Here is a 24566-nt window from a genome sequence, read left to right as displayed (position 1 = left end):
ACCGAGGCAAGCTGGATTGGTGGTAAAGCTGGATGCGGGGTGACAAGGCGTTTCTTTTATTCGCGCGTGGGCGGAAGAATGAAGTGCTCGCCAGGATAAATAAGGTCGCTATTCTCGATGGTATTTGCCGTGGTGATGGCGTGTACGTAGCTGAGGATATCCGCATCGCTCGCGCCCGCACCGAGGTCAGTAGCGGCGATATCCCAGAGAGTGTCCCCGGGCTGAACAATATAGGCCGGCGCAGGTGCTGTCCGTGGCCCTTCGGGAGGTTGAAGTTCCGGGGTGAAGATAGGGGCGGCTAGATCTGAAATATCGGTTGTAGAGAGAGTGGGCGTGCTCGGCGTTGGTGAACGTGGCGATTCGGCGAGAACGCTACCCGGATCGTCCGCTTGGTCAAGGTGAGCCGGTTCAGCCAGGCGACCCAAGGAGGTTGAGGGGGAAGAATTGGTGGCAACATTGCTAGGTGCACCCGGTTCCATCGCTTCGCCTGGCTCACCTGGTTCATGAGGGTCGGTCGAAGGAGACGTAGCGGATGGTATAGGTGGGTGCAGATAGTAACTACCTTCCGCATCTCGATACGAGATATCACCAAGCAATTCATCAGGGTTTACACGGAAAAGCCCGGTGGGATCTGGCCTGGGCGGAGACGACGAGGTGAGAAGAGCAGAATAATCACCGCCCCAGCCAATATCAATAACACTACTAGAATCTGGCTCTGCGGCCCATGCTCCGGGTACGGCCACCAGCGTCGTGGCGAGGGTGCTGGTGAGAGCCGCGTGGAAACGGCGTCCGCCGATGCGGCGGGCGAGGCGGGTGACGGCGTCGTCCTTCCCGCGTGCAAAACGCGCAACCGCGCAATAGCAGAGGGTGAGCCGCGCGCACGCCAGGCACGCAACGATGCATATGCCCACGGTGAGAATCCCGGTGAGCTGGGCGACGCTCCCGGGCGGGGTATACGGGCGGGCCGTCGCGACCGCGAAAAATGCGGACGCGAGCCCCGCGAGCGCTGAAAGCAGCGCTTTGATCGTTGCCGACATCGTGAACCTCTTCGGTGGGGTTTCCGGTCAGGACCGAGAACTGCGCGGTCCGTTCGTGATGAAGAACGGGTGGCACGCGGTTCTCACCGTGGTGGTATGACTAAATGTCCCGTGTGGCTCAACTATTAATCAGCCGGGTATACCCGGCATTATTTGTCTGTGGATAACTCATATAAGAAACGGCACGGATGAGGTCGATATCCACAAGCTGTGGATGGGGGCTTGGTGAGTTAGGTGCTACCTGCCACACTGTCACCACGGCACGAGCGAGTTCGACCGGAGCCGTGGTGGCAGTTATGTCCGGCCATCCCCCACTTGCTCCCGGTCACGAGTATTCGCGGTCAATCGCGGGCAATCGGATAAGGATGGGCAGATGCGTGAGAAAACATGGGCGCGGTGGAAAGATCCGCGCCTGGCAGGTGGGGTGGCACTGATTGCTGCCGGTGCGCTCGCGGGGGCGTACGTGCTGCGCGGTCCGGTTACTGTCCCTGTTTATCGGGCGACCGAGGCGGTGGTTCCCGGTACGTCGCTAGATCAGGCTGGGCTCGCGGTGGTGGAACTGCCGGCAGGGCTTGCTGATGCCTATATCCGTGCAGGTCACGTGGGTACGGTAGGGCGCACGATTTATCCGGGTGAATTGGTGGAAAAGTCGGCTTTGCGCATGGCGGGGGAGCGGGTGGTGGCGGTGTTACCCCTCAGCGGCGCGCTGCCCACCGCCTTGGCGCGCGGGGCGCCGGCCCAGCTGTGGGCACTTCCCGCCGCGGGTGGCAGCGGCGAAAAAGCTCCCGCCCGGCTGATTTCCCGGGAGGTCATTTTCGCGGGAACGGCTAGTGATACACATTTCGTGGGCACGGCGGCGATGGAAGTTCATATCCCGCGTGCTGAGCTGGGTGTGGCGCTGGAGGAACTCGCGGCGGGGGCTTCGTTCACGCTGGTAGGTGAGGTGCAATGAGCACGAACTCTGAGCCCGGGTTTCTGGTGGTGATCTGGGGGAGCGCGGGGGCACCGGGGCGTTCTACCTTGGCACGTGACCTTGCCTGGGTGCTAAGCGAGCAGCACACCGTGCTGCTGGTTGATGCGGATACCCGCAACCCGTCTTTGGCTCAGCTTGTCGATCTGGGTGAGGAACCTTCCGGGCTTATCGGGGTGGCTCGGGCGCTGCATAGCGGCGATGCTATCGAGAAGCAGCTTCCGCGTTATATGCGGCAATTGCGTGGCGGGCCACGCGGCACCTTGCAGTTCCTCCCCGGTCTTAACCGCGGCGGGCGCTGGCGTGAACTAACCGGGCCCGGTATGGGCGGCCTTTGGGATACGCTCCGGTCCATCGCGGAGATCACCATTGCCGATTGCGCCGCGGAACTGCCCGTTTTTCTTGACGATGCAGTTGTGCACACGGGTGGAGTCTCCGTTCCTCATCAGCACAACCAGCTAGGGCAGCGCAACTACCAGAGGGCGGATGCGGAGGATGAGGGGGAGCGTGATAGCTTGACTCTCAGTGCCCTCCTCGCTGCGGATCTCGTTGTGGTGGCCTGCCGTGCCGGACCGGTGGGTTTGCGCCGCGGAGTGGAAGCGTGGTGGCGGGCCCGGGCGCTGGGCCGTGCGGCCGTGCCGGTGGTCACCCGTGCCGGCCTGGAAGAACGCCTTGCTTTTGCCGCGCTCGCGGAGGAATCGATACCCGCCGTGGTGGGGGTGCGTGACGACGCCGCCCGTTACGCACGGGCCGAACGGGCTGGCATGAGCGTGGTGGCTTTAGCCCCTCGCAGTGGGGCGAGTCGGGATGTGCGGCGGCTGGCGCGCGCCGTTCTGGACTATCGGGGTGTGGACGGTGAGTAGACTGGGCGCATGAGAATTTATCTTCCGGCTACTCCTGCCGATGTGGCGATGTCCGTGCTTTCCGGGCGTGTGGTGCACGCGGCAACGGAGGCTCTGGCACGTGAAGTGAATGATGAAGATCGTGACTATCTGGAGGCGATTGCTTTCAATGCCGCAGCGGATGATTCTTTGCGTGCTGTTGCGGGATTGTTTGCCGGGAAGGCCGATCCTCGGTTCGGGGTAGTGCTGCCGGAGCGAGGTGGCTTGCGCCCGCGCCGGGTGGTGATTGCCGCTGAGGTGGCACCTGAGAAATGCCGGGATCTTGCCCAGCCGGAAGAGTATTTGCCCACTGCTCTGGAGCTTTCCGAAGAGCTCTCCTGGGATGATGTGGTCTCCATCCATGTGGACGGGGCGGACATGGAAGCGTACGTATTGGCAGGGCCTGATGACGAGGCAGCTTTTGAGGTGCTTGCCGAGGAGGACTTGCTCTGGTATGACGTTTCCGAGCGCCTTGAATTAGCCTTCGAACTGGGAGCTGCGGTGCGGGCTTAGAGACCGCTACGCGCTTGGTGTTGATTCTCGCCCGGGCCGATCCGCGAGGGCAGCGCCGTGCCGGTCGGGTGAGGCTGAGCAGTACAGCGGGCGACAGCCGCTTTAGGCAGTCACGCGGATATGTGAGGTGCCGTCGGCCCGCGGGATAACGGAGATGCGCTCGCTGATCATCTGTTTCATTTCGGAGACGTGCGAGACAACGCCCACGGTGCGCCCGTTTTTTCCTAGGCCGTGCAGCACCCCCATGACCTGGTCGAGTGCTCCGTCGGAAAGTGAACCGAAACCTTCGTCAATGAGGAGGGTGTCAAGGTGGATCCCACCGTTTTCCGCGCGCACCACTTCCGCTAAGGCAAGCGCCAGGGAGATAGATACATAGAATGTTTCCCCTCCCGAAAGTGTGCGAACGGAGCGCTGGACCGGTTCGGGGCCGGCGTGGTCAATAACAGCCAGCCCGAGACCGGTTTTCGACTGGTGACTGCCTTTCTCCTTTTCGTCCGTTCGGATGAGTTCGAAACGCCCGAGGGAAATATCTGTGAGCTGCTCATTAGCGACTTCAACAACTTGCTCGAAACGGTGTTGTAGCACGAAGGTTTCCAGGGGTACTTTCGTTACCGATTCGGGACCGGCGGTAGCTAAGGAAGCTAAACGTACAACCGCCCCGGAATGCTCACGCACCGCCCGCCACGCTTGTAGATCCCGCTGAGTGGTATATAGGCGTTCCCGCCCGGATCGTGCCTGGTTCTCCGCCCGGGTGGCGTGCGCCCGCGCTTCTTGAGCAGCGCGGCGTGCCAGTGCACTGGCTTCTTCCGCCCCTGTGACATCAGCCCGGGCATCTTCAGGAAGCTCAGCGAGCTCCGGTTCGGCAAGTTCACGCTTCACATCGCGGCATTCCTCATCAAAAGCGGTGATGGAATCCTGGAGGTGTGCCTCGTCCGCCCCGTTGAGCAGGGCAGCGTTCACAGATTCCGCATCCGCGAATTCAGTGCCGGCCAGAGCCGCCGTGAGTTCTTTGCCGCGAGTTTGTTCATCTTCACGCGCAGCGAGTACCCCGCTGGCGGCAGTGTTCCAGGCATCTTGGGCTTCACGCAGATCATCAAGAGCCGCGCGGCGCTCCGCGATAGAAGCAAAGCCGGCGTATTCCGCGCTGAGGCGCGCGAGTTGCTCGCTGATATCACGAGCATGGGCGGTGCTGGCAGCCTCTAAATGTGCCACGTCGCTACGTAATTGTTCCAAGGATGTTTCCCGCGAACTAGTTTGTTCGGCAAGCTGCGCGAGCCGCTGCTCCAAGTCGAGAACGCGCAATGCCGCCTGTTGTGCCGCATTCAAGTCAGCACGGGCGGCAGCTAATTCCGCAGTGGCTACTTCGGTAGTGACATCCCCCGCGATGGCACGTTGTTCCGTAAGCTGGGCTTTTATTTTCTCCAGGTGTGCTAGGCAGGTGCTGTATTTTTCCCGGGCGGCGGAGGCTGCTTCTTGGGAGATTTTCACCTGCGCGGCGGTGGCGCGAACAGCTTCCGGGGGAGCGGGAGCCGGGTGGGTGCATGACCCGCACACCGGGCAGGGCTCGTTCTCACGTAGCTGCCCCGCTAATTCACCGGCGGTGGACTGTACCCACGCATCGGTGATTTCCCGGGCGTTACTTTCCGTTTCCTGGACCTGGCTGAGGGCATCTGCCAGCGCGGCACGAGCTTCTGCTTCCGCGTTTTCACTGGCGGCCACCCGCTCCAATACTTCGAGGAGACCCGTGGCGCTGTGTACCCGCTGCGCGGCCGCGGGCTCACCACTCGCGATGGTGCGGGCCGTATCTAACTTGCCCTCCACATCCTCGCGTTCAGCTGCGGCAATAGCAGCTTCATCGCGTAGCTTTTCCATCGCGCTACGGCGCTCGGCAAGCTGTTCGGTAGCGCGGGCAGCTTCCTGTTGTTTGCGCTCTACCTCATGTTCCGCGCGCTCCAATTCGGTCAAGCGCCCGCTGGCTTCGCTTAGCTCCGTGACCGCACGTCGCCCGGATTCCACTCCGGCAGGGGTGATATCAGTAATGGGGTTAGCAACCCGCCCTGTGCTCGCGCCCAATTTCGCGAAAGTAGCAACGAGGTGGGCCTGAGCTTCTGCGCAGGCATCGGCGCAATTACGGCTTTCTTGGCGAGCCCGTGCCAACGCGTGAATATACGGGAGTAGCGGGGTAGCGGCGCGGTGGGCCGCGAGGCGAGCACGATCCGCGGTGATCGCATCTTTGCGTTCGCCGAGTTGGCCTGCCCGGGCGCGCAGCTCCGTGCGGCGTTCGATGCGGCTAGCCAGGGTGCGCTGCGCGTTTTCGTGCTCCTGTGCCCGCTCAAATACGTTTTCTGCTTCTTCGGCCCGGGCGAGCGCATCGTTAGCACGTTTCGCGGCAGTGGCGAGAGCTTGCTCTAGGCCAGCGACCACCTTTTCACCTTCGGCTGGTAAATCCACGCCTTGAGCGGCGGCGGTAAGAGATTCACTTTCTTCAGGTGGCAGTTCCAAGGCGGTCGCGGTATTCGAGACGGCCCGCACGAAGGTTTCCTGAGCGCCCGCAATAGCACCGCGCGCTGCGCGGGCGTGATCCGTGAGCCACTGGGTAACAGAACCAAAAACCCGGGTATCGAAAATCTGGGTGAGAAGCCTGGTGCGTTCTTGGCTTTCTAGCCGTAGAAATTCAGCGAATTTCCCTTGCGGGAGCACGATAGTTTGCAAGAATTGTTCCGCATTGAGGCCGAGTAGATTGCTGATATACACCCCGACATCGCGAGCTTTGGTCGCGATCGGCGAGCCGCCATCTATATCTCCGAGGTCCACTGCGGCTTCGGAGAGCTTCCACAATTTCGCGGTGGCGGCGGTGGGGGAGGAATTACCCGGCTTGGTAAAGCTAGGGGTGCGCCGCACCCGGAACGTACCCGCTTCGATGGTGAAAATAACGTCCGCGTAGCTGGTGGTGGAGGGATCAACATGCGTGGAACGCAGGCGCTCGGTTGAACTTTCTTTCCCACCGGCTACCGTACCGAAAAGCCCGAAAACAACGGCGTCAATAATGGTTGATTTTCCCGCCCCCGTGGGCCCTTCCACCAGGAAAAGCCCGGATGCTCCCAGGGCATCAAAATCAATGACTTCCCGCCCGGCGAAGGAGCCGATACCCTGAAGTTCTAAGCGGCGCAACTGCATGAGCCCTTACTCCTTTTCCCCGGTGCGAACGGCTTCCCATGCCGTTACCATGACATGATCTTCTTCCTCCGTGAGATCCCGGCGCCCGCTTTCTGTCATGAATTGGCGCAACACGCTCAAAGCATCAAGCCGCCGGGTATCTGCCGTGCTGTGGCGGGTAGCGGCCGGATCCACCACGTGGCGAATTTCTAAGGCGTGCGGGAAAGCGGCCCTTACCCGGGTGGTCAGATCTGCCGGGCGGGCTGGATCGGTCACGAGAATGCGCGCGAATTTGCTCCGATCATTATGGTGTGCCGGGCTGAGCACCTCAGTTAGCGGCGCTTCGATAGTGACGATGGGGCGCCATACCGGAGCGGGAATGAGCTCTTCTTCCACTAACACTCCGCCTTCAAAAGTGAGAAGAACAGAAGATTTAGGCCGGGTTTCTGAGAACGAAAAAGCGATGGGTGAACCCGAGTAGCGCATAGGAGGCAGCTCGCTCATGCCAGAAGTACCCGGCTCTGGCGCGCCACCTACCCGCTGCGGAGAATGTAAATGACCGAGAGCCACGTAGCTGAGGCCCCGGGTAGCGCGTTCCCCCGCACCATCCAGGGCGAAAAGCGAGGCGGGAACAACTTCTACCCCGCCCACCGAAATATCGCGTTCGGATTCACTGGCCGCCCCGCCGGCAACGAAGGCATGTGCCATAACGATACGGGCCAATGGCTGGCCGGCGTGCGGGCCGTGCTGGATATCCGCGGCAATACGCCCCACAGCTGCGCGCATCACCGCGGCGTGCGAGCGCTCTAGCAACTTTGCGCTATCCGAATCATCCACACCAACGCGCGCATCACCGCCCGCCAGGCGGCGCCGTTCCACATCAGGATCCAAATAGGGAACGGGGTAGACCAGCGCTCCGAGCTTCCCGGCACGGTCCCGCACCTCTACCGGCTGAGTGCAGCGCAGCGGATCGGTGCGAATAACAATACGCTCCTGGAAAAGTTCCGCACCGAAGCCCAGGCGCTGGGGGGAATCATGGTTCCCGGAGATCAAAATGACGGTGGTGAGCTGCGCGAGCCTCCGCAGGGTGCGCGAAAAAAGCTCAACCATGGGAGCGGGTGGAACGCTGCGATCATAGACATCCCCGCTAATAAGGAGGGCATCTACCTCACGTTCCCGCACGGTATCCACCACGTGATCCACCCACAGCTCAAAGGCGGGAGTGAGATCCGCCCGGTGCAGGGTGCGCCCGAGATGCCAATCGGAGGTGTGCAAGATCTTCATGGCTTCAGCCTACTGTGGGGCTACGACAAAAATTTTTAGGCTTCCGCCTGACCCCCGTTGACCGGGTCCTTATCCGACCAAGGGAAGGCAATCCACGAGTCGGTATGCAAATAGGCATAATCAGGTTTGAGTACCGAGCGCGACTTTTCGTAAAGGACCGCCACTCGAATCTCCGTGGCGTACTCTTCGCAGAGTTCCTTGACGAAGCGGAGGGTACGCCCCGAGTCAGCGACGTCGTCGACAATTAAAACCTTTTTGCCCGCCATTCCACGCACGTCACCGGAGGGTTCCACCAGGCGTGGATCTTTAAGCGTGACGCCGATACCGGTGTAAAACTCGACATTGAGGACAAGCATGCTCTTGAGGTCCAAAGCGTAGGCAATTGCGCCGGCGGGAAGCAGTCCGCCGCGTGCCACGCTCACGATAATCTCCGGGCGGTAACCGGAATCCCAGATGTCGCGGGCGAGTTCGCGGGTGACCTCGCCGAACCGCTCCCAGGTGAGAACTTCGCGCGCGGGCGCACTCGTGGGTGCGTTTGCGGGCGCGCTGGCGGGAAGGCCCTCGTTCTCGATTAACGGCTCGGCCTTATCACTGCGTCCCACAGTTCCTCCTTCGGCTAGTTCCGGTTATCCGGGCGCGTCTCTTCCCCGCTGCCCGGTTGCATATGTGTCTCATTAATAATTGCTTGGGCGGCCGTGTGCAACTTTCCATTGGTCACCAGCGCACTTCCCCACCACGGGCCCGGCTTGCCCTCCAGCGAGGTGAAGGTTCCCCCGGCCTCTTCCACGATCGGCACCAGCGCAGCCATATCGTAAACATCCAGGCCCGGCTGCGCGGCAATATCAAAAGCGCCCTCGGCAAGTAGCATATAGGGCCAGAAAGCCCCGTAGGCACGAGTACCCCAGGTGGCGCGGGCAAAGGCGATGAGCGTATCCATGCGCCCCGTTTCGTCCCAGCTCGAGAGGGAAGAAAAACCGAAAGCAGCCCGGTCCATTCGATCAATATCGGAGACGCGCAGGCGCTGGGGTTCGCCCCCGTTTTCACTCAGCCACGCCCCGTTTCCACGGCTCGCCCACCAGCGCCTCCCGAGCGCCGGAGCCGATGCCATACCGGCCACCATCTGCCCATTTTCCTCGACACCGATGAGAGTGGCCCACACCGGGTTGTGACGCACGTAGTTGCGGGTGCCGTCAATCGGGTCAATAATCCAACGCCGCGGAGCGTGCTCGAGGCTGCCGCCTTCCTCTTCCCCGTAGACGGCGTCCCCGGGAAAATCTCGCTCCAGATACTCGCGGATGAGCCGTTCGGCGGCCCGATCTGCGTCGGATACCGGCGAATTATCAGGCTTCGTATCCACGGTGAGACGGCGGCGTTCATAACGTTCCAGGGTAAGGGCGTCCACGGCATCCGCAACGGTGTGCAGAAAGGCGATGGTGGCGCTGGTATCCATTTATTTCTCCCATTCTTCAAAGCCGCGCGAGGCGAGCACACGGCGTAAGGAACTCACTCGCTCGCGCAGGCGTGGATCGGTGAGGCTATCGAGGGCACATTCGGGTTCGGTGGCTGCATGGCTGCATCCGCGTGGACATTCCAGCGCGGTTTCTTCCAGGTCGGGGAAGCCGTGGAGGATGTCGGTGGCATCCAAGTGGGCCAACCCGAAGCTGCGCACCCCGGGCGTATCGATAAGCTGCCCACCACCGGGTAGCGGAAAGGCGATAGCGGAGGTGGAGGTGTGGCGGCCTTTTCCGGTCACCTCATTGACGTGCCCGGTTTCGCGCGCCGCGGCGGGCACCAGCGCATTGAGAAGAGTGGATTTACCCACCCCGGAATGGCCCACGAGCACCGTGGTTCGCCCGCGCAGCGCCGCGCGCACTGCTTCCAAGCCCGAGTCCGTTGCAGGTTCCCCGGCCGCGGGAGTTGCGTCGTCGTACCCTAAAGCTGTTGCAAGAACCGGTACCCCGAGCGGTTCGTAATACGCGCGCAAGGCGTCCGGGCGCGCCAGATCCGTTTTGGTGAGGATGAGTAGCGGATCCATATCGGCATCGCGCGCGGCCACCAGGCAACGGTCAATCATGCCGCGCCGCGGTTCGGGTTGCGCGAGCGCCGCCACGATCGCCATCTGATCCGCGTTCGCCACAATGGTACGTTCGCGTTCGTTTCCTTCGTCCGTGGAACGCGTGAGTTGCGAGCTGCGTTCCTCGATAAAAACGATGCGGGCCAGGGTGTCCTTGCGTCCGGACAGGTCACCGGTCAGGCGTACTTTATCTCCAACGACGACGGCGCCCCGGCCCAATTCCCGCGCTTTGACCGCAATGATGCGGGTGCCGTGGTTCATGAGCACGGTGTAGCGCCCGCGGTCAATGGTGACGACCTGGCCGAGGGGCCGGTCGGAGTAATCGGGCCGAATCTTCGTGCGCGGCCGCGAGCCCTTTCCGGGGCGCACCCGCACGCGCGGATCGTCGGTACCGATATCCCTCATCGGCCCACCAGGTCTGTCCACATATGGGCGAAACGCGGCATGGTTTTCCCGGTGGTGGCAATATTTTCCACGCGCAGTCCGGGGATGCGCAGGCCGAGGATCGCCCCGAAAGTTGCCATGCGGTGATCCTCGTAGCTGCGGATGACCGGGCCTTCGCCCGTGGCTCGCGGGGCCGGCCCACCCGCCCCGCTCGGCACCGCTGGCGGGGTGATGATAATGTCATCGCCTTCTTCGCGGGCGGGAATTCCCACGCCGCTCAGTTCCGCCGTGATCGCGGCCAGACGGTTGGTTTCATGCCCGCGTAACTGCCCGATATTGCGCAGCGCGCTCGGCCCGGTCGCAAAAGCCGCCACCGCGGCGATTGTGGGCGTGAGCTCGCCTACATCGCTGAGATCCGCGTCAAGCGGGGCAATGTCCCGCGGCCCGGTGAGTTCGAGGACGCCATCCGCGCGCAGGTGGGCGCGCGCTCCCATGGCCGTGAAAATATCGACGATCTGCGCCCCGGGTTGGGTGGTGCGTTCCGGCCAGCGCGGAATTTCCACGGTTCCACCCGTCACCATAGCGGCGGCCAGGAAGGGGGATGCGTTGGAAAGATCCGGTTCTAACACCACTGTTCCCAGTTGCGGTATGCCAGGATGCACATGCCATTCCACCGCCGGGTGCTCGCGATCCGCAGGCGCCCCGCCGGCCGCGAATTCTTCAACCTGAATACCGGCCCGGCGCAGCACGTCCACCGTCATAGCCAGGTGGAAAGCGGAAGGAACCTTGGGCCCCACCGAGCGCAGCACCAGCCCGCCTTCGCAGCGCGGACCCGCCAGCAGCAGTGCGGAAATGAATTGCGAGGAGGCGGAGGAATCAATCTCCACCGTTCCTCCGGCCAGATGCCCCTGTCCGTGGACCCGCACCGGGAGGACCGCCCGCCCGGCGCTATCGCTGGCGGCATCAACCTCCACTCCCAGGTCACGCAGGGCCCGCACGACCGGGTCCATGGGGCGCACGCGGGCGGCGTCGTCGCCATCAATCACAACCTCACCGCGCGCGAAAGCGGCCAGCGGCGGTACGAAACGCATGACCGTGCCGGCGAGCCCCGCGTCAATGGTGGCGCCGTGGAGGGGAGCGGGGGAAATATCGAGAATATCCTCAGCTTCGGTCGCGCCGCGCTGCCAGGCCACCCCCACGCCCATATCCGCGAGGGCGCGGGCCATGAGCTCGGTATCGCGGGCGCGCAGGGGCGCGACGATACGCCCAGCCGTGCCGGCTTCCCCCAGCGCGGCGGTGATGAGGAAACGCGCCATAAGCGATTTGGACCCGGGAACGTCCACGCTGCCGCGAACGGGGGATGGGTGGAACGGTGCTGGCCACAGGTCAGTCATTTAGGAACGCTTCGCCTCTCTGATTTGTTCGCGTGCTTGCGCCCGCACATCCGCGAGCTCATTGCGCTGATCGCGCCATTCGGAAACACGGTACCCCAGGGAAGGCTTGCCTTTGCGATCCGTCCACGCCAGCGCGGCGCCGCCGGCCAGCCCGAGCGCGCCGAGCAGCCCGCCCAGCACCTCGCGGCGTTCGCTCTTTTCAGCTGCCCAGACCGGGTGATTGGCCAGGGCTACCGGGATTTGGGTGAGGGCGAGCGCAGCTCCGGATAGACGCTGGAATTTGCCGATGGAGAGGAAAGCCCCGCCGATAAGCTGGACGGCGCCCAGTGCGCGAGTGAGAGTGGTGGTGTCAACGGATTCGAGATCAACCCCGGCCATGCCGGCAAGGCCGGCGATGTTCTCCACCCGTTCCTGGTGGTCCTCGGGGTGGCGTACCGCGGATAACCCTTGTGCGATAAAGGGCGCGGCGAGCAGGGGCCGCGCGAGGAATCGAATCATACCCATACCTATATTGTTACACTAAATCGGGGAATATACCTGCGTTTTCCGGGCGTTATACCCATGTTAGTCCAGCAGACGGGCTAGGCTAGATCATGATGAGCACAGACCTAATAAGAAGCGCCCCCGATGAAACCGCCGCCGAACGCGCCGCGCGGTTCGAGCGGGATGCTCTTCCGTATCTCGACCAGTTATACGGGGCCGCGATGCGCCTCACGCGCAATCCTGCCGACGCTGAAGATTTGGTTCAGGAGGCCTACGCCAAAGCCTTCTCGGCTTTCCACCAGTATCGGCCGGGCACGAATTTGAAGGCGTGGCTCTACCGCATCCTCAATAACACCTTTATTTCTAATTACCGCAAGGCGCAGCGCCAGCCCAAGCAGGCTGATTCCTCGGAAGTGGAGGATTGGCAGGAATATCGGGCGGCTTCGCACGCGTCCTCGGGGATGATGTCCGCGGAGGCGGAGGCCCTGGAGAATCTGCCGCAATCGGAAATTCGCGATGCTTTGAGTGCGTTGCCGGAGGACCGCCGCATGGCTGTCTACCTTGCGGATATTGAAGGCTTCTCCTACCAGGAGATTGCGGACATCATGGAAACACCGATCGGAACGGTGATGTCCCGTCTGCATCGCGGGCGTAAGCAGCTGCGGGAATTGCTCGCGGACTACGCGCGTGAACTCGGCTATGGGAAGAAGGAGAAGCAGTGAGCGGTGAGGATAGGTTGCAGCGCGGGGTAGAAGACTCGTTCCGGAACCGCGGAGTTGAATTGGATAGCGCGGCGGGGGAGTGTTCCTGCAGGGATATTACGGATTATCTTTTCGAGTATCTTGATCACCAGCTTTCGGCGGTGCAAAGCGAGCGTTTGCAGGCCCATATTTCGGGCTGTTCGCGCTGCACGGAACGGGCCGAAGCGGAAACTCACGTGCGTGATATTTTACGAGCTTCGTGCCGGGAGGTCGCGCCGGCGACGTTGCGGGTGCGGATTGCACAACAGATTTCGATCTACCGGCGCACTACCCGCGATTTCGGGTAGTGCGCGTTACGCTTCGCGCGGATGCCGCGCCGGTTCGGGTATTTTCGCCACATTGTGCCGGTTTTATTTACCTGACCGGCAGCCCTTGGTAAGCTAATGTGGTTGCTCGTTTACGAGCTGAGAAAACGTGACGTGAGGAGAGAACATGAGCCAGCGTGGTCGTAAGCGCAAGGATCGCCGCAAGAAGAAGGCGAACCACGGCAAGCGCCCCAATTCCTAAAGTGGGGTGCTCGCTGTTGCGAGAAGTGTAGAGGGTCCGGTTTCCGGGCCCTTTATTTTTACGACGACGCCGTTAGCTGGCGGAATGGGCTTCGGCGGGGTACGCCGCCGCTCAACTCGATCCAAGATTCCATCAGAATAATCCCAATAGCCACATGAGTACCAGCGGGGAGGGGGCGTGTTTTCACAGCTGTACTGCGATTGTTTTACAGGTGCAGTACACCTCGGAAAACATACCCCCGAGCCGGCGGGGTATATCCCTCTGGTGAATGCCGCGGGTGGGATCAGCCACCTCTACGGAGAGCACGCGGCTAGTCATCTATATTTTCCTTATGGGAAAGCATGTACTGGAAGCAGATGAGGATCATGGCGGTCAAGAATCTTTGCATTGGCATGGCCGCGGTCGGCACCGTGTCGCGCTTCCGGGCTATCGCTTCTTTGAGGAGGGACAAACTGGTGTCTCTTTTGAGACGTTGTTTGCAGCCCATTTGCGTGGATGTGCGAACATCGAATTGCATGACCCGTTCATCAGCCATTCGTATCAGGGGCGTAACCTCGTCGAACTAATGGCGGTTGTGGCCCTCGTGAAAAATCCCGAAAAGCGATGCCGCTTTCGGCTGCATACACTTACGACAAAAAAGGTGGAGTACCACGGTGGTCGGGTTAAAATGTTCGAGAAGATCGCGAAAAATGCCGCGGCCCAGGGTATTGACTTCGAGGTGATTTTCGATCCGGACGCTCACGACCGCTGGTTGCGTACCGACACCGGCTGGATCATTTTCCTAGGGCGTGGTATCGACATCTTCCATAACTTCGAGGGTGGTGCTTACGCCTTCCCTAGCGCGCGCCAAGAGTTTAGGCGGGCACGCGCCTTTAGTATTTCCTATGTTCGGAAGAATCAGTAGGGACAGCCAGTTTCCGTGTGGTAGCACTGCTTGGATTTCTCATATCCTGAAAACTCGCCGCGCTACTGTGCCATCCCTACTACTATGTGATGCATACAAGCGGTGCGAACGTGCCCGCACGGCACCCGCACCGCGGTGACTAAAAGGGGGAGTGGTGGCTGATTCCCAGCTTCGTAAAGGCGTGCTTGAACTCATCGTGCTCGCCTCGCTTTCCAGGGCTCCGGCCTACGGCGGGGCATTGCTCCAGCGCCTGGAAAATGCGGGTATGGCGGTATCAGCCGGCACCCTCTACCCGCTTCTTAACCGCCTCAAAAAGGCCGGCCACCTGGCCATTCATTGGGAGGAATCCCCGGCCGGGCCCCCGCGCAAGATTTACACGATTACCGCGGCTGGCCGCAGCTACGGGGAACGACTCGCTGGCGAATGGCGCAACCTTGCCGCCGTCGTCACATCCCATCTCACCGCCCTCACAACCGACCGAGGTGATAACAATGCCGGAGCCTAGCTCGCCTACAACCCCCACATTCTTCGGAATCCCCGCTTCCCTGGAAGCCCGGCGCTCCCGCGAAGCCCGCTCGCGCTGGTTCGAACCGGAAAATCCCCGGATTTTCGTGCCGCGCAGCTTCGGAGTTGGCTGGGATATTAATATGGGCGCGCTCGCGGTACGCCTGGGAATGATCCGCCCGGATGATTCCCTCCCGGACCTGGAAGACTATATTCCTCCCCACATCAGCCGCGCCCTCAGCATCGCGCCCGCGCTTGGCGGAACGCTCACTGTGGGAGCAGCCGCATTGGTGGCCCGCCGCCACCGGCTCCTTCCCTCCGGTTTTCGTGCCAACCTGCGCCCGCGCGGCATAGTTCCGGCAGCGCGGGCCGTGGCGCCCGCCGCGCTCCTCGGTGCTACCGGCACGGCGCTCGCGGCCTGGAGTAATCGCGAACGCGTGGATGTTCCAGCCGCTGCGTTCGCCACCGGATTACAGGCCACGGCTCTCCTCTCACTTGCGGCACAGGACCGCTATGCCAGCCACCGCCCAGTCTTGGCATCCCTCCTGGCCGGATGCACCGCGGTGGCACTTCCTGCGGTGGCAGCTGGCGTCGTCGTCGCTACTACGCGCGGCGCGCTACGGAATCTGGACCGTGTGCTTAAACGCGAGCATTCGGAAAACCCGGCCGCGCGCGGTGTCGCACCCTCACCCGATACGAAAGAAACTGAGTAACCATGGAAGATTTTCTTGCTTTGCCCGCGGCGGCGCAGATCGCCCTGGGAATCGTGGCACTGATTCAACTCGCCCTGCTGATCACGAGCCTGGTGCTGCTGTCGCGGTGGCCGGAGCGGCAGCTCGCCGGGGTGCCGCGCCCGGGGTGGGCGGTGATTATTCTGCTCGGCTCGCTGGTGGGGATCTTGCTGTTCCTCCTTATGTACGCGCGGGCGCGTCAGGCATTGGCGCAGCGGCAGGCCTGGGAAGAACGGCGGGCTGCCGCTGCTACCGGGGCAACCGGTGCCGCCACGGAAACTACGTCCCCGTCACAATCCGCCAACGCGAGCGACACGGTGCGTGAGCTCTATGGGTAGCATGTACGCGGTTCGCACCGAAAATCTCAGTAAGAATTTCGCGGGGCTCGCCGCCCTCACGAATGTTAATTTGCACGTTCCCGCGGGCTCGGTGTACGGGTTGATCGGCGGAAACGGCGCCGGGAAAACTACCACAATTAAAATTCTGCTGGGGCTTATCGCCGCCAGTTCCGGCACGGCGCGGGTGCTCGGGTTTGAGCGGGGGACGCTGCCGGCTGCTCCGGTGCCCGGCGTCGCCTACCTTCCGGACGTACCCAGCCTGCCGGGGTGGATGAGCGCGCCGCAGGCCCTCGAATTTTTCGGCGAGGTGTCCGGGGTGGAACGCGCGGTGGCTCGCCGCCGGGCCGCTAATCTACTCGAGCTGGTGGGCCTGACCCGCGCCCCAGGGAATATCGGCGGGTTTTCCCGCGGCATGACGCAGCGCCTGGGAATTGCCCTGGCGCTGGTGGGTGCCCCGCGGCTCCTGGTGCTGGATGAACCGACGAGCGCCCTCGATCCGCTCGGCCGCGCGGATGTGCTGAATATTATTCGCGAGCTGGCCGGGCGCACCACCGTGCTTCTCACCTCGCATCTGCTCGCGGATGTGCAGCAGGTGTGCGACCACGTGGGGATGTTGCACGAGGGCACGCTCCTGGCCGAAGGGCCCCTCGATGAAGTGCTCGCGCTCTACCGGCCCGAACGCGCCACGGTGCAGGTGAGCGTGGCACGCGAGGAAACCGACGCGGCGCGTAGCGCTATCGCGGCAGCGTGCGGGGCCGCGGGCGTGGAGGCGCAACTTGATGTCGCCCCACCCTCGCTCCAGCATGTGTACGAATACCTCTCGCGCGGAAGGGTAAGCCAATGAGTTCCGCAGAAATCCGCACCGGCAACCGAGCGGTGCTGCGCTACGACCTGCGCCGTCTGCTGCGCGTGCCCAGCACCTGGGTGGTGCTCGGTCTGGCGCTGCTGCTCGCGGCGGTCTCCCCGCTGACGGCGCTCTACGCTCCCGATATTATTGCCGCGCTGGCCGGGCCGGATACCGCGGCGGCGCTCGGCGCAGCCATGCCCGAGCCCACCTGGATCCAGGCACACGCGCAATGGGTGAAAAACCTCCACCAGATTTTCGGGGTGCTTTTCGTGATGCTCGGCGCCTACCAGATCGTCACGGGGATGCTCGGCGGCGCGGTGGTGTTGATCGTAACGCGTTCGGTGAGCCGCACGGCCGTTTTCGCCGGGAAAATGCTGAGCACGGTGCTCCTGGTGGCAGCGGTGGCTTTCGGTGGCAGCGCGGTGGCCGGCCTTCTCACCCGCATTCTTTTCGACGACGGCGCCGTGCTCGCGCTCCTGGGAGCCGCGGCACTCTGGCTGCTCGCCATTGTTTTCTTGCTTTCCGTGGTGGTTCTGGCCGCAGTGGCAACGGGAAATATGCTGGCCAGTGCTGGTATCGGTTTCGTTGCGTACCTCGTGCTAGCTTTCGGCGGCATGTGGGAGGCGGGCGCGCGCTACAGCCCGCTCGGTTTGAATGATGCGGTGGGTGCGGTGGCGAGTGGTGCTGAGGTCCCGGGCCTGTGGTGGATAGTAGCGACGACGGCGCTCGCGGCCTTCGCGCTCCTCTGGCTCGCACTGCGCCTCTACCGGAGCCGCCCGCTCGGGTAAGCGGGAGGGGAGTACCTCTAGAGAGTTCGTACGGAATGGCGTACGCTGCTGGTATGAACGTTATAACCACTACCGCGGCTAGAGCGAATCTGTATCGTCTTATCGATGTCGTAAACGAGGAAAGCACCCCGGTTACCATTTCGGGGCAACGCCATAACGCTGTCCTGGTTGGGGAAGATGACTGGCGTGCTATTCAAGAAACCTTGTACTTGTCGAACATTCCCGGTTTCGTTGAGTCGGTAAAGGAGGCTCGGCGTGAGGGTGGCACGAGTGAGGCTCTCGATTGGTAGAGGCGTGGTCGTTAGAATTCTCTCGTCAGGCTCGAAAAGACGCGAAACTTCTCTCTCAAAGCGGTCTTAAAATCAAGACCGCCCAGTTGCTCGAAATCTTAACGCGCGATCCCTTTGAGACACCGCCGCGATACGAGAAGCTTATTGGTGAACTTTCGGGATGCTTTTCGCGAAGGATCAATATTCAGCATCGCCTTGTTTACGAAGTGGATGAAAAACGTAGGTGTGTCACGATTCTAAGGATGTGGACGCACTACGAGTAAATCTGGCAAGCGTTAGCGGCGCTCTGGCTGCTCGCGATCGTTCTTCTGCTTTCCGTGGTGGTTCTGGCCGCGGGCCTGTGGGGTGGATAGGAACGACGACGGCGCTCGCTGCCTGCGCGCTCCTCTGGCTCGCACCGCGCCTCTACCGGAGCCGCCCGCTCGGGTAAGCGGGCCAGGGGGCCAATGCCGTTCTGGTGAGCGAGGATAACTGGCGGGCCCTTCACGAAACTTTGCGCTTAGTGAGCACTCCCGGCTTCGCAGAATCCGTTAAGGCGGCCCGCCACGAGCGCGGCACAAGCGATCCGCTTGAATGGTAGAAAATAAGCGGCTCCCGCATTACGTTCAGTGCGGGAGCCGCTTTGCTGCCGGCTAGTCCCGGTGCTCGTTACCGTACAAAAGCACCGCTTCGCTCACCCGAGCTTGGGAATCCGGGCTGAGCCGCAAGAGACTGAATTCTTTGAGAATACGGCGCACGAAATCCTCATCAGGGTATTCGCCCCACCGGTATTCTCCCGGATACTTGTCAACCAATACGCGCGCCATATTATAGATTTCGCGCAGTGGAATCTCGTTGATGCCTCGGCCGGGATAGGGCCGGTAGTAATGCCAATTCTCCGGGTAGACATCCTCAGGCCATACGAATTCTTGGCCATCGGAATCATCAACGAAAATCTGATCCTGAGGGATGAAGGTATCGAGTATTTTGTTAACCTTCTCGGAAGTTCGTTGCCGCCCGAACCTCTTAACAATCGCTACCCGCAAGGACTGCAGAGGAAGCGGTGCACTCTCTTCGATCATCTCCCGCACAGCTTCGCGAACTTCGGCTGTTCGCGCGGTAGACATGGGGAATTCCAGCTCCTCCCGACTTCCCAAGAGCGACGTGTCCGGGAGAGTTAACGGTGCTGGGCATGGCGGAATATCGGTACCCCAGTCATCAACGCTCGCGCTTGTTTGACGGACAGATTCTCCGGGTTTCGTGCCGTGTTTTTCCCAGGCTTCACCAAAACGCCAGCGTTCCTCAGAAGTATTAGTGGGATTTTCCGGGGTGGCTGGTTTGAGAGCGACTCGAATTGTACTTCGCTTCGGTTGCGGGGCAGATTGCGGGGTTGTTTGCGGGTCCTCCTGGGTGCCGTGCTGCGCTGGCTCAGCCGCACGTTTCGCTTTTGTGTGCGTGCTGCGCTGCGCCGAGGGGACTTCGCGCCAGGTGAGGGCCGGTTCAGCATCCGGGTCCTGGTGGGCGCTTACTGACTTTTGGCCGGCGCTCACTGGAGTGCGGCTGCCTTCCGGGGCCGAGGTGAACTCCGGCTTCGGAGTAAGTTTCGCGTTTCGAGTGAGCTCCTCGCCAGCCGCGGCATCGCTATCCGCTGCTGCCTGGCGGGCGAGTTTGGCTTTGCGGCCGGCCAGCTTCTTCGCGGCCCGTTCCTGGCGTTTTTCTGCCTTCCGTTCCTCCGCCGCGTACCGTTCCTTGGCTGCCCGTGCCGATGCATCAATGCGGTCAATAACCCCGGCCGCATCGCGACGCAGCTCCGGAAGCCACACCCGTTCCACCGCGAGCCACCCCATCATGGAGGTCAGCAGCTGCGGAGTGATATCCCGATCAGTCACGGTGGGGAGCGAACTCCACTTTTCATCATCGAACATGACAGCCAGAAGCCATACCTTGCTCCCCGGCTCGCGCACCACGATATCTAGGGTGTAACTCGAGAGGCCGTAATCGGCCTCCACTTCCCAGCCGCGCTCGCGCAGTTCGTGCATGAGTCGGTCACGGACCGGGTTGTCGTTAATGCTCAGGGCGCGGGGAAGAGCGGAACTTCCTTCCGCATCCGTATCCACCGGTGCGGTAGCTGCGCCGTCGTTCTGAGTACGGGCGCGAGCCCGCAGCATATATTCACGCAAGTCCTGCATTCCGCGCGAGCGGGTGCGATTGAGGTCGATGTCTTCCGGATCGAAAGAAGTGACCACCAGCACCTCGCTGCGGGCCCGGGTAATGGCAACGTTGAAACGGCGCTCGCCGCCCTCGCGGCTGAGCGGCCCGAAATTGAGAGGAAGGGGGCCGCCCGGCTCGCGCGGTGAAAATGCGGTGGAGAAAATAATGACATCGCGTTCGTCGCCCTGAACGTTTTCGAGGTTCTTGACGAAAAGCGGATCCTTTTCCTGTTCCATTGCGGCGCGGATAAGAGGATCGCGCGAATCTTCCAGCAAGTCCAGGATGAGGTTGCGCTGCTGGATATTGAAGGTGACGACTCCGATTGATTGGTGCGCTAATGCCGGGGAATTGAGGCGCCGGTGAATATCACGCACAATTTCTTCGGCTTCCACCCGATTCGTTCGGAAAGTGGCACCGCGGCTGCGGTCGAATACTCCATCCACGCGCCGCATACTCACGCCTGCCCCGCCAAAAAGTGCCGCGTTACCGGGCGAGGGGAAACTGGAGAGTTTGCCTTCGTAATAGGCCTCATTAGAGAAGGCAATGAGGGATTCATCCCGGGAACGGTAGTGCCAGGACAGCCATAGCCGCGGCAGGCCGGATTCGACCGCCTCGGAAAGAATCGATTCCAGATCACTGACCACCGTCTCCACGAGGGGTCGATCCGGATCGTCCAGGTCCTCATCATCACCGCTGAACGGGCCGGTTTTCCCGAACCGCGTAGGCGGCATCTGCCGGCTATCCCCGGAGATAATAACCGCTTTGGCGCGGCCGATGGCCCCCATTGCCTGATCAACGGTAATTTGGCTCGCCTCATCAAAAATGACGACGTCGAAAACTACGGCAGTCGGATCCACGAACGTGGCAAGCGATGCCGGGCTAGCAAAGAAACAGGGCGTGGCTTCCAGGATCTCCTCGGTGAATTCTTCGAGCAGTGAGCGGAAACTGCGCGCTCCGCGTTTGCGATCCAGGTTACGCCGCAGAGTTCCCACTTTCCCGTGGAGTTCCCCGGGGCGGAACGAACGCCGCGCCATAAGGGTAGCCGGTAGCGCTTGGGTGGCTTCACCCTGGATCGCGGCGAAAGCTTCCTGGAGGCGAGTGAGATCCGAACTATTTTGTTCCGAAAGGGAAATATGACCGCTGAAAGCCCGCATGCGCTCTTCCGCGCTGGTGGAGGCCACCCCGCGGCGGAAGGCGAGGGAGATATCACGGTCGGGAACCTCACCCATTTCGATTTGGTGCTGGAATTCTTCCAGGCCGTTCTCACGCAAGATCGCGGTGGCACGGCGCCATTCAACCGCGGCAGCCAGGGAATCACGCCCGGCTGCTGACCAGCGCGGATACCATTCTTTAAAAACGCTCATCCACCGCTTCTCCGAGGGGAGTTGCAGATCGGCGGCATTCACCCAGGAATTCCAGGTGGTGCTGATGATGTCGAGCGCAGCGCGAGCATCATCCAGGCTGCCGGCGCGGCGGGTTAACTCCACCAGGGCGGGGAAACGGGTAGAAAGCTCCAAAGAACGCTGGAGAGAATCCGCGGCCTCCGCGAGAGCTGCCGGAGCACTCGGGTCGCTGAGAGCCACACTCACGCGCTGGCGAGCTCCCGGGATATTCTCTAGTTCGGTCTCCAGATCAGCTAAGGCGCGGCGCATATAGCTCAGCCGGCCGAGCGCGGCCCGGACTGCGTCAGGGGAGTGCTCGCCTTCAACATCCGGTTCCTTCCCGGCGGGCAGCGCCGGAATAAGGGCCGAACGGTACGCCGCCAGGCGCTTCTTCTTCCCGAAGAAGCCGCCCTCCGCGAGCTCAGCAAGCGCGCGGCTAAGTGCGGAGGTATCGCCGTACGCGAAGAACGTGGGAGAGAAAATCTCAGTGAAAAACTCCAGTTCGGGAGCGAGCCGGGAAAGCTTATCGGCAACCGTCGCGATTTTCCACGTGGAGGAAGCCAGCTGCCGGGCCTCATCCGGATCTAAAAGGGGTGATGTTCCATCAAGTGCCTTACGTACGTCCCCGAGTGGAACACTTTCGAGGGTATCGGCCAGTTCCGGGTACTTCTCGCATTGCGCGGCCATGCTCGCGAGCCCGTCGAAAGCATGCATAAGCTCAGGTACCGGGGCGTGATACGGGCCCACCAGTCGCCAGGCGGACATCGCGGATAGATCGGTACTGCGTGCTCGCACCGCGATATTGGGCAGCGCTTCATCAATAGCGGCAATGGTTACCCGCGCATTCGGAGCGGTGACGAAGCGTTGCGGAACTACCGCGACCGCTCCCTCACCAAGATCGAGAGACGCGGTGACGGCCGACCAGAGAGAATGCCCGGCCGCATTCATTCCGTGCACGAGCGCCGGGTAGGCCGCGAGCGGTTCTAGACGGGAACGCAACAGTGCCCGCGCATTATCCCAGCGGTGCATATCGTAATGGACACTCGCGTCAATCGCACCGCGCAATTGATCCCGAATCGCCTGGGGGCGTTGCTCCCCACCGTGTAAATCAAGAATAAAAGGTGCCAGGCCAATGCGTTCCATGCGTGTTTTGACGACGTCGAGCGCGGCCTGCTTCTCAGCGACGAATAGTACCCGTTTCCCCTGTTCCAGGAGATGGGCCAGGATATTCGTGATGGTTTGGGATTTTCCGGTTCCCGGAGGCCCCTCCACCACGAAGCTATATCCCTTGCCGGCAGCCGATACCACGCGCATCTGCGCACCATCCGCGGGAATAGGAAGATTGAGTTCCGCCTCGTTCGGGGTAATCTGCTCAATCGGTGGGAGGTCACTCGGTTCCACGAAGCTTTCCCCGGGATGCAGCGTCAAGTGTTCAAATACCGGAGATTCCATGAAAATATCCCAGTGATCGCGCAGATCCCGCCACATTCCGAACGTGGAGAATTTTGCGATACCTAGGTAGACATCCCGAGTCACCGTAAAGGGAAGATTCTCGCGCACCAGCGCGGCGGAAATCTCACGGAGCGCGTAGTCAATATCAAGACCGGAAGCATCAAGTTTCGGCTCCGAAAGCGCGGTGATATGCACGCCGTGTTCCTGATGGAGCCACTCCACCAGAGAATGATTGGGGGTGGCCTCGGCGCTGTTATCGGCTTGGATCGTGAAACGAGAACGGCCCGAACCGCCCCCCAGCCGTACCGGGAGGAGGAAAAGTGGTGCGCTGGCATCTTTCCCGTTTTTACTCGTGTAGCGCATCGTTCCGAGCATGAGATAAAGATTGGCTGAGCCGGTTTCCTCCGCCAGCGTTTTCGTGGTACGAGCCAAGTTCTTAAAGAACTCGGTGTAGCGGTACTCCGTTACGTGCCCGAATAGGATGCCGCGCTCGCTCAGTTCATCGCTCACCTCGGCATCGGATAAATCACTCACGTCCGTGGTTCCGCGCAGGAAACGATTATCGGAAAGATCATCCTGAGCGCGCATCGTAATACGATCCCCGCTGGAGATACGATCGTCGATATCCGCCAACATTCCAGCCCGGACCTCAAATTCCAGAACTTCCTTGGCCGGTTTGATATTGAGGAGGCGGTTGCGCAAGGTGAGATCCAATAGCTCGCGCTTCCAGCGCTGCACCCGGGCCGGGGCCGCATCGCTGGTATCCAAAGTGAGATAATCCGCGGAATCCTCTCCGGTCAACTGCTGTGCCAGTTTCCCGGCAGCTCGAATAGCCGCGGCGGGGGAATGTGCGTGAGGAGCAGGCGTGGCGGCCTCGGCTGTGGCGGAGGCCGCGCTTGAGGCGTCCGGCAGGGCGGCCGCCGGCGGGGCTTGAGTGGGAAGCGGGCGCAGGCCGTCTCTGTGCGATTCCACCAGACCGATGAGAGCAAGAACAGTACCGTCTGTCAGCTTCGCCTTGGTGCGATTGAGGTTATCCGGGAAGCTGAGTGCGGCGTCGTAAAAAGCAGCATCCAAGGCAAGAACCGCACCGGAGCGTAAATAATTATTGATGGAGGCCGGTTCGGTAATAACCGGTTCACGCAGGCCGTCCTCCGTGCTCGCAATACCCACGAGGGCGTGCCCCGGCACCAAAATAATCACGGGGAGTAGCCCGCAGGATTGTGCCAGGGCCGCATACGTAAGAACGAGGTCTATGCAGGTCCCCGCTTTCGCGGTGAGAACCTCCTCCGTAGTGCGGATGCGCTGACCGGTATTTTCGAAAGAAGCGGGCGGAGTGACGTAACGGATATCTTCAGCCGCTAAAACTGCGTACACAGCCGACATGATTTGAAGCACCCGTTCGATACCGGCCTGGTATCCCTGCACGGAAGCATCACCGGTGGCTTCCTTAAGCAAATCGGAAACCTTGCGTACCAGCGCGGGAATTTGCGGGGCATTGGGCTGCGCAAAAGCTGCCAGGGACTCAAAATATGCCGGAGCGTGGAACCACTCATTCGGAGCGAGGATACGTATATCGGTCCGGGCATACCCGGAAGCGGAACTCCCCTCGGTACGCAGGTGCGCTTCCAGGGTTCCGGGTTGGGATTCGGTGGCCTGTAGCAGGGGATTGCTCGGGTCGAGACGGGTCTGCGCGAGG

The 24566-nt window shown here is 61.6% G+C and carries 23 protein-coding genes; 14 read left to right on the top strand and 9 right to left on the bottom strand.

What is annotated here, in order from left to right; all coding sequences use genetic code 11:
• Positions 1 to 56: 56 nt before the first annotated feature.
• A complete protein-coding gene (locus tag HMPREF9237_RS00625) occupies positions 57 to 1037 on the bottom strand; it encodes a LysM peptidoglycan-binding domain-containing protein (RefSeq protein ID WP_016441774.1) in 981 nt (326 codons plus the stop codon).
• A gap of 373 nt (positions 1038 to 1410) precedes the next feature.
• Between HMPREF9237_RS00625 and HMPREF9237_RS08705 the strand changes: the two genes are divergently transcribed.
• Genes HMPREF9237_RS08705 through HMPREF9237_RS00610 form a run of 3 tightly spaced genes read left to right on the top strand, consistent with a single transcriptional unit; the run spans position 1411 to position 3401 of the window.
• On the top strand, positions 1411 to 1989 hold the full coding sequence (locus HMPREF9237_RS08705; RefSeq protein WP_016441773.1) for a hypothetical protein: 579 nt from the start codon (positions 1411 to 1413) through the stop codon (positions 1987 to 1989).
• A complete protein-coding gene (locus tag HMPREF9237_RS00615; RefSeq protein WP_016441772.1) occupies positions 1986 to 2870 on the top strand; it encodes a hypothetical protein in 885 nt (294 codons plus the stop codon). The genes HMPREF9237_RS08705 and HMPREF9237_RS00615 overlap by 4 nt, the downstream gene beginning before the upstream one ends.
• 9 nt (positions 2871 to 2879) lie before the next feature.
• A complete protein-coding gene (locus HMPREF9237_RS00610) occupies positions 2880 to 3401 on the top strand; it encodes a DUF6912 family protein (RefSeq protein WP_016441771.1) in 522 nt (173 codons plus the stop codon).
• A gap of 102 nt (positions 3402 to 3503) precedes the next feature.
• Here the strand turns inward: HMPREF9237_RS00610 and HMPREF9237_RS00605 are convergent, their stop codons facing one another.
• From HMPREF9237_RS00605 to HMPREF9237_RS00575, 7 genes are read right to left on the bottom strand one after another with little or no spacing between them, the layout of a single operon-like run.
• Positions 3504 to 6578, bottom strand: coding sequence for an AAA family ATPase (locus HMPREF9237_RS00605; RefSeq protein ID WP_016441770.1), 3075 nt, complete (start codon positions 6576 to 6578; stop codon positions 3504 to 3506).
• A gap of 6 nt (positions 6579 to 6584) precedes the next feature.
• Positions 6585 to 7841, bottom strand: a complete 1257-nt coding sequence (locus tag HMPREF9237_RS00600; RefSeq protein ID WP_016441769.1) for an exonuclease SbcCD subunit D — start codon at positions 7839 to 7841, stop codon at positions 6585 to 6587.
• Between the two features lie 35 nt (positions 7842 to 7876).
• On the bottom strand, positions 7877 to 8443 hold the full coding sequence (locus HMPREF9237_RS00595) for a phosphoribosyltransferase (RefSeq protein WP_016441768.1): 567 nt from the start codon (positions 8441 to 8443) through the stop codon (positions 7877 to 7879).
• Positions 8444 to 8457: 14 nt separating this feature from the next.
• Entirely contained in the window at positions 8458 to 9291 is an 834-nt protein-coding gene (locus HMPREF9237_RS00590) for an inositol monophosphatase family protein (protein ID WP_016441767.1), read from the bottom strand.
• On the bottom strand, positions 9292 to 10320 hold the full coding sequence (gene rsgA / locus HMPREF9237_RS00585) for a ribosome small subunit-dependent GTPase A (RefSeq protein ID WP_016441766.1): 1029 nt from the start codon (positions 10318 to 10320) through the stop codon (positions 9292 to 9294).
• Positions 10317 to 11693, bottom strand: a complete 1377-nt coding sequence (gene aroA, locus HMPREF9237_RS00580; RefSeq protein WP_016441765.1) for a 3-phosphoshikimate 1-carboxyvinyltransferase — start codon at positions 11691 to 11693, stop codon at positions 10317 to 10319. Before aroA ends, rsgA begins: the two co-directional genes overlap by 4 nt.
• Entirely contained in the window at positions 11694 to 12197 is a 504-nt protein-coding gene (locus HMPREF9237_RS00575) for a DoxX family protein (protein WP_039898130.1), read from the bottom strand.
• 89 nt (positions 12198 to 12286) lie between these two features.
• Between HMPREF9237_RS00575 and HMPREF9237_RS00570 the strand changes: the two genes are divergently transcribed.
• The 11 genes from HMPREF9237_RS00570 to HMPREF9237_RS09110 all read left to right on the top strand — a co-directional run bounded on the left by HMPREF9237_RS00570 (position 12287) and on the right by HMPREF9237_RS09110 (position 18109).
• Positions 12287 to 12898, top strand: a complete 612-nt coding sequence (locus HMPREF9237_RS00570; protein ID WP_016441763.1) for a sigma-70 family RNA polymerase sigma factor — start codon at positions 12287 to 12289, stop codon at positions 12896 to 12898.
• A complete protein-coding gene (gene rsrA / locus HMPREF9237_RS00565) occupies positions 12895 to 13224 on the top strand; it encodes a mycothiol system anti-sigma-R factor (RefSeq protein WP_016441762.1) in 330 nt (109 codons plus the stop codon). Before HMPREF9237_RS00570 ends, rsrA begins: the two co-directional genes overlap by 4 nt.
• 145 nt (positions 13225 to 13369) lie before the next feature.
• Positions 13370 to 13444 carry a 50S ribosomal protein bL37 gene (locus HMPREF9237_RS09865; protein ID WP_096334972.1) on the top strand — a complete coding sequence of 25 codons (75 nt, stop codon included), beginning with the start codon at positions 13370 to 13372 and terminating at the stop codon, positions 13442 to 13444.
• A 331-nt stretch (positions 13445 to 13775) separates the two neighbouring features.
• The gene (locus HMPREF9237_RS09115) at positions 13776 to 14348 is read left to right on the top strand and encodes an MIT C-terminal domain-containing protein (RefSeq protein WP_196800213.1); all 573 of its coding nucleotides are present in this window, start codon (positions 13776 to 13778) and stop codon (positions 14346 to 14348) included.
• Between the two features lie 154 nt (positions 14349 to 14502).
• Positions 14503 to 14853 (top strand): PadR family transcriptional regulator, encoded by a 351-nt coding sequence (locus tag HMPREF9237_RS00550; RefSeq protein WP_016441758.1) that lies wholly within the window; start codon positions 14503 to 14505, stop codon positions 14851 to 14853.
• On the top strand, positions 14840 to 15565 hold the full coding sequence (locus HMPREF9237_RS00545; RefSeq protein WP_016441757.1) for a DUF5808 domain-containing protein: 726 nt from the start codon (positions 14840 to 14842) through the stop codon (positions 15563 to 15565). Before HMPREF9237_RS00550 ends, HMPREF9237_RS00545 begins: the two co-directional genes overlap by 14 nt.
• Before the next feature lie 2 nt (positions 15566 to 15567).
• Positions 15568 to 15921, top strand: a complete 354-nt coding sequence (locus HMPREF9237_RS00540; protein ID WP_016441756.1) for a hypothetical protein — start codon at positions 15568 to 15570, stop codon at positions 15919 to 15921.
• Positions 15914 to 16765: an ABC transporter ATP-binding protein gene (locus HMPREF9237_RS00535; RefSeq protein WP_016441755.1), complete on the top strand. Its 852-nt coding sequence runs from the start codon at positions 15914 to 15916 to the stop codon at positions 16763 to 16765. The genes HMPREF9237_RS00540 and HMPREF9237_RS00535 overlap by 8 nt, the downstream gene beginning before the upstream one ends.
• Complete coding sequence (locus HMPREF9237_RS00530) at positions 16762 to 17556, top strand: hypothetical protein (protein WP_016441754.1); 795 nt, start codon at positions 16762 to 16764, stop codon at positions 17554 to 17556. The genes HMPREF9237_RS00535 and HMPREF9237_RS00530 overlap by 4 nt, the downstream gene beginning before the upstream one ends.
• A 53-nt stretch (positions 17557 to 17609) precedes the next feature.
• The gene (locus HMPREF9237_RS00525) at positions 17610 to 17846 is read left to right on the top strand and encodes a type II toxin-antitoxin system Phd/YefM family antitoxin (protein WP_039898397.1); all 237 of its coding nucleotides are present in this window, start codon (positions 17610 to 17612) and stop codon (positions 17844 to 17846) included.
• Positions 17840 to 18109, top strand: coding sequence for a Txe/YoeB family addiction module toxin (locus HMPREF9237_RS09110; RefSeq protein WP_081637263.1), 270 nt, complete (start codon positions 17840 to 17842; stop codon positions 18107 to 18109). The genes HMPREF9237_RS00525 and HMPREF9237_RS09110 overlap by 7 nt, the downstream gene beginning before the upstream one ends.
• Positions 18110 to 18478: 369 nt before the next feature.
• Here HMPREF9237_RS09110 and HMPREF9237_RS00520 read toward each other — a convergent pair whose 3' ends face one another.
• A complete protein-coding gene (locus HMPREF9237_RS00520; RefSeq protein ID WP_016441752.1) occupies positions 18479 to 24325 on the bottom strand; it encodes a DUF4011 domain-containing protein in 5847 nt (1948 codons plus the stop codon).
• Between the last annotated feature and the right edge of the window lie 241 nt (positions 24326 to 24566).

The organism is Actinotignum schaalii FB123-CNA-2 (genome assembly GCF_000411135.1).
Lineage (GTDB): Bacteria > Actinomycetota > Actinomycetes > Actinomycetales > Actinomycetaceae > Actinotignum > Actinotignum schaalii_A.
Note: the sequence above shows the minus strand (reverse complement) of the source record. Positions and strands in the feature narration are given on the sequence as shown.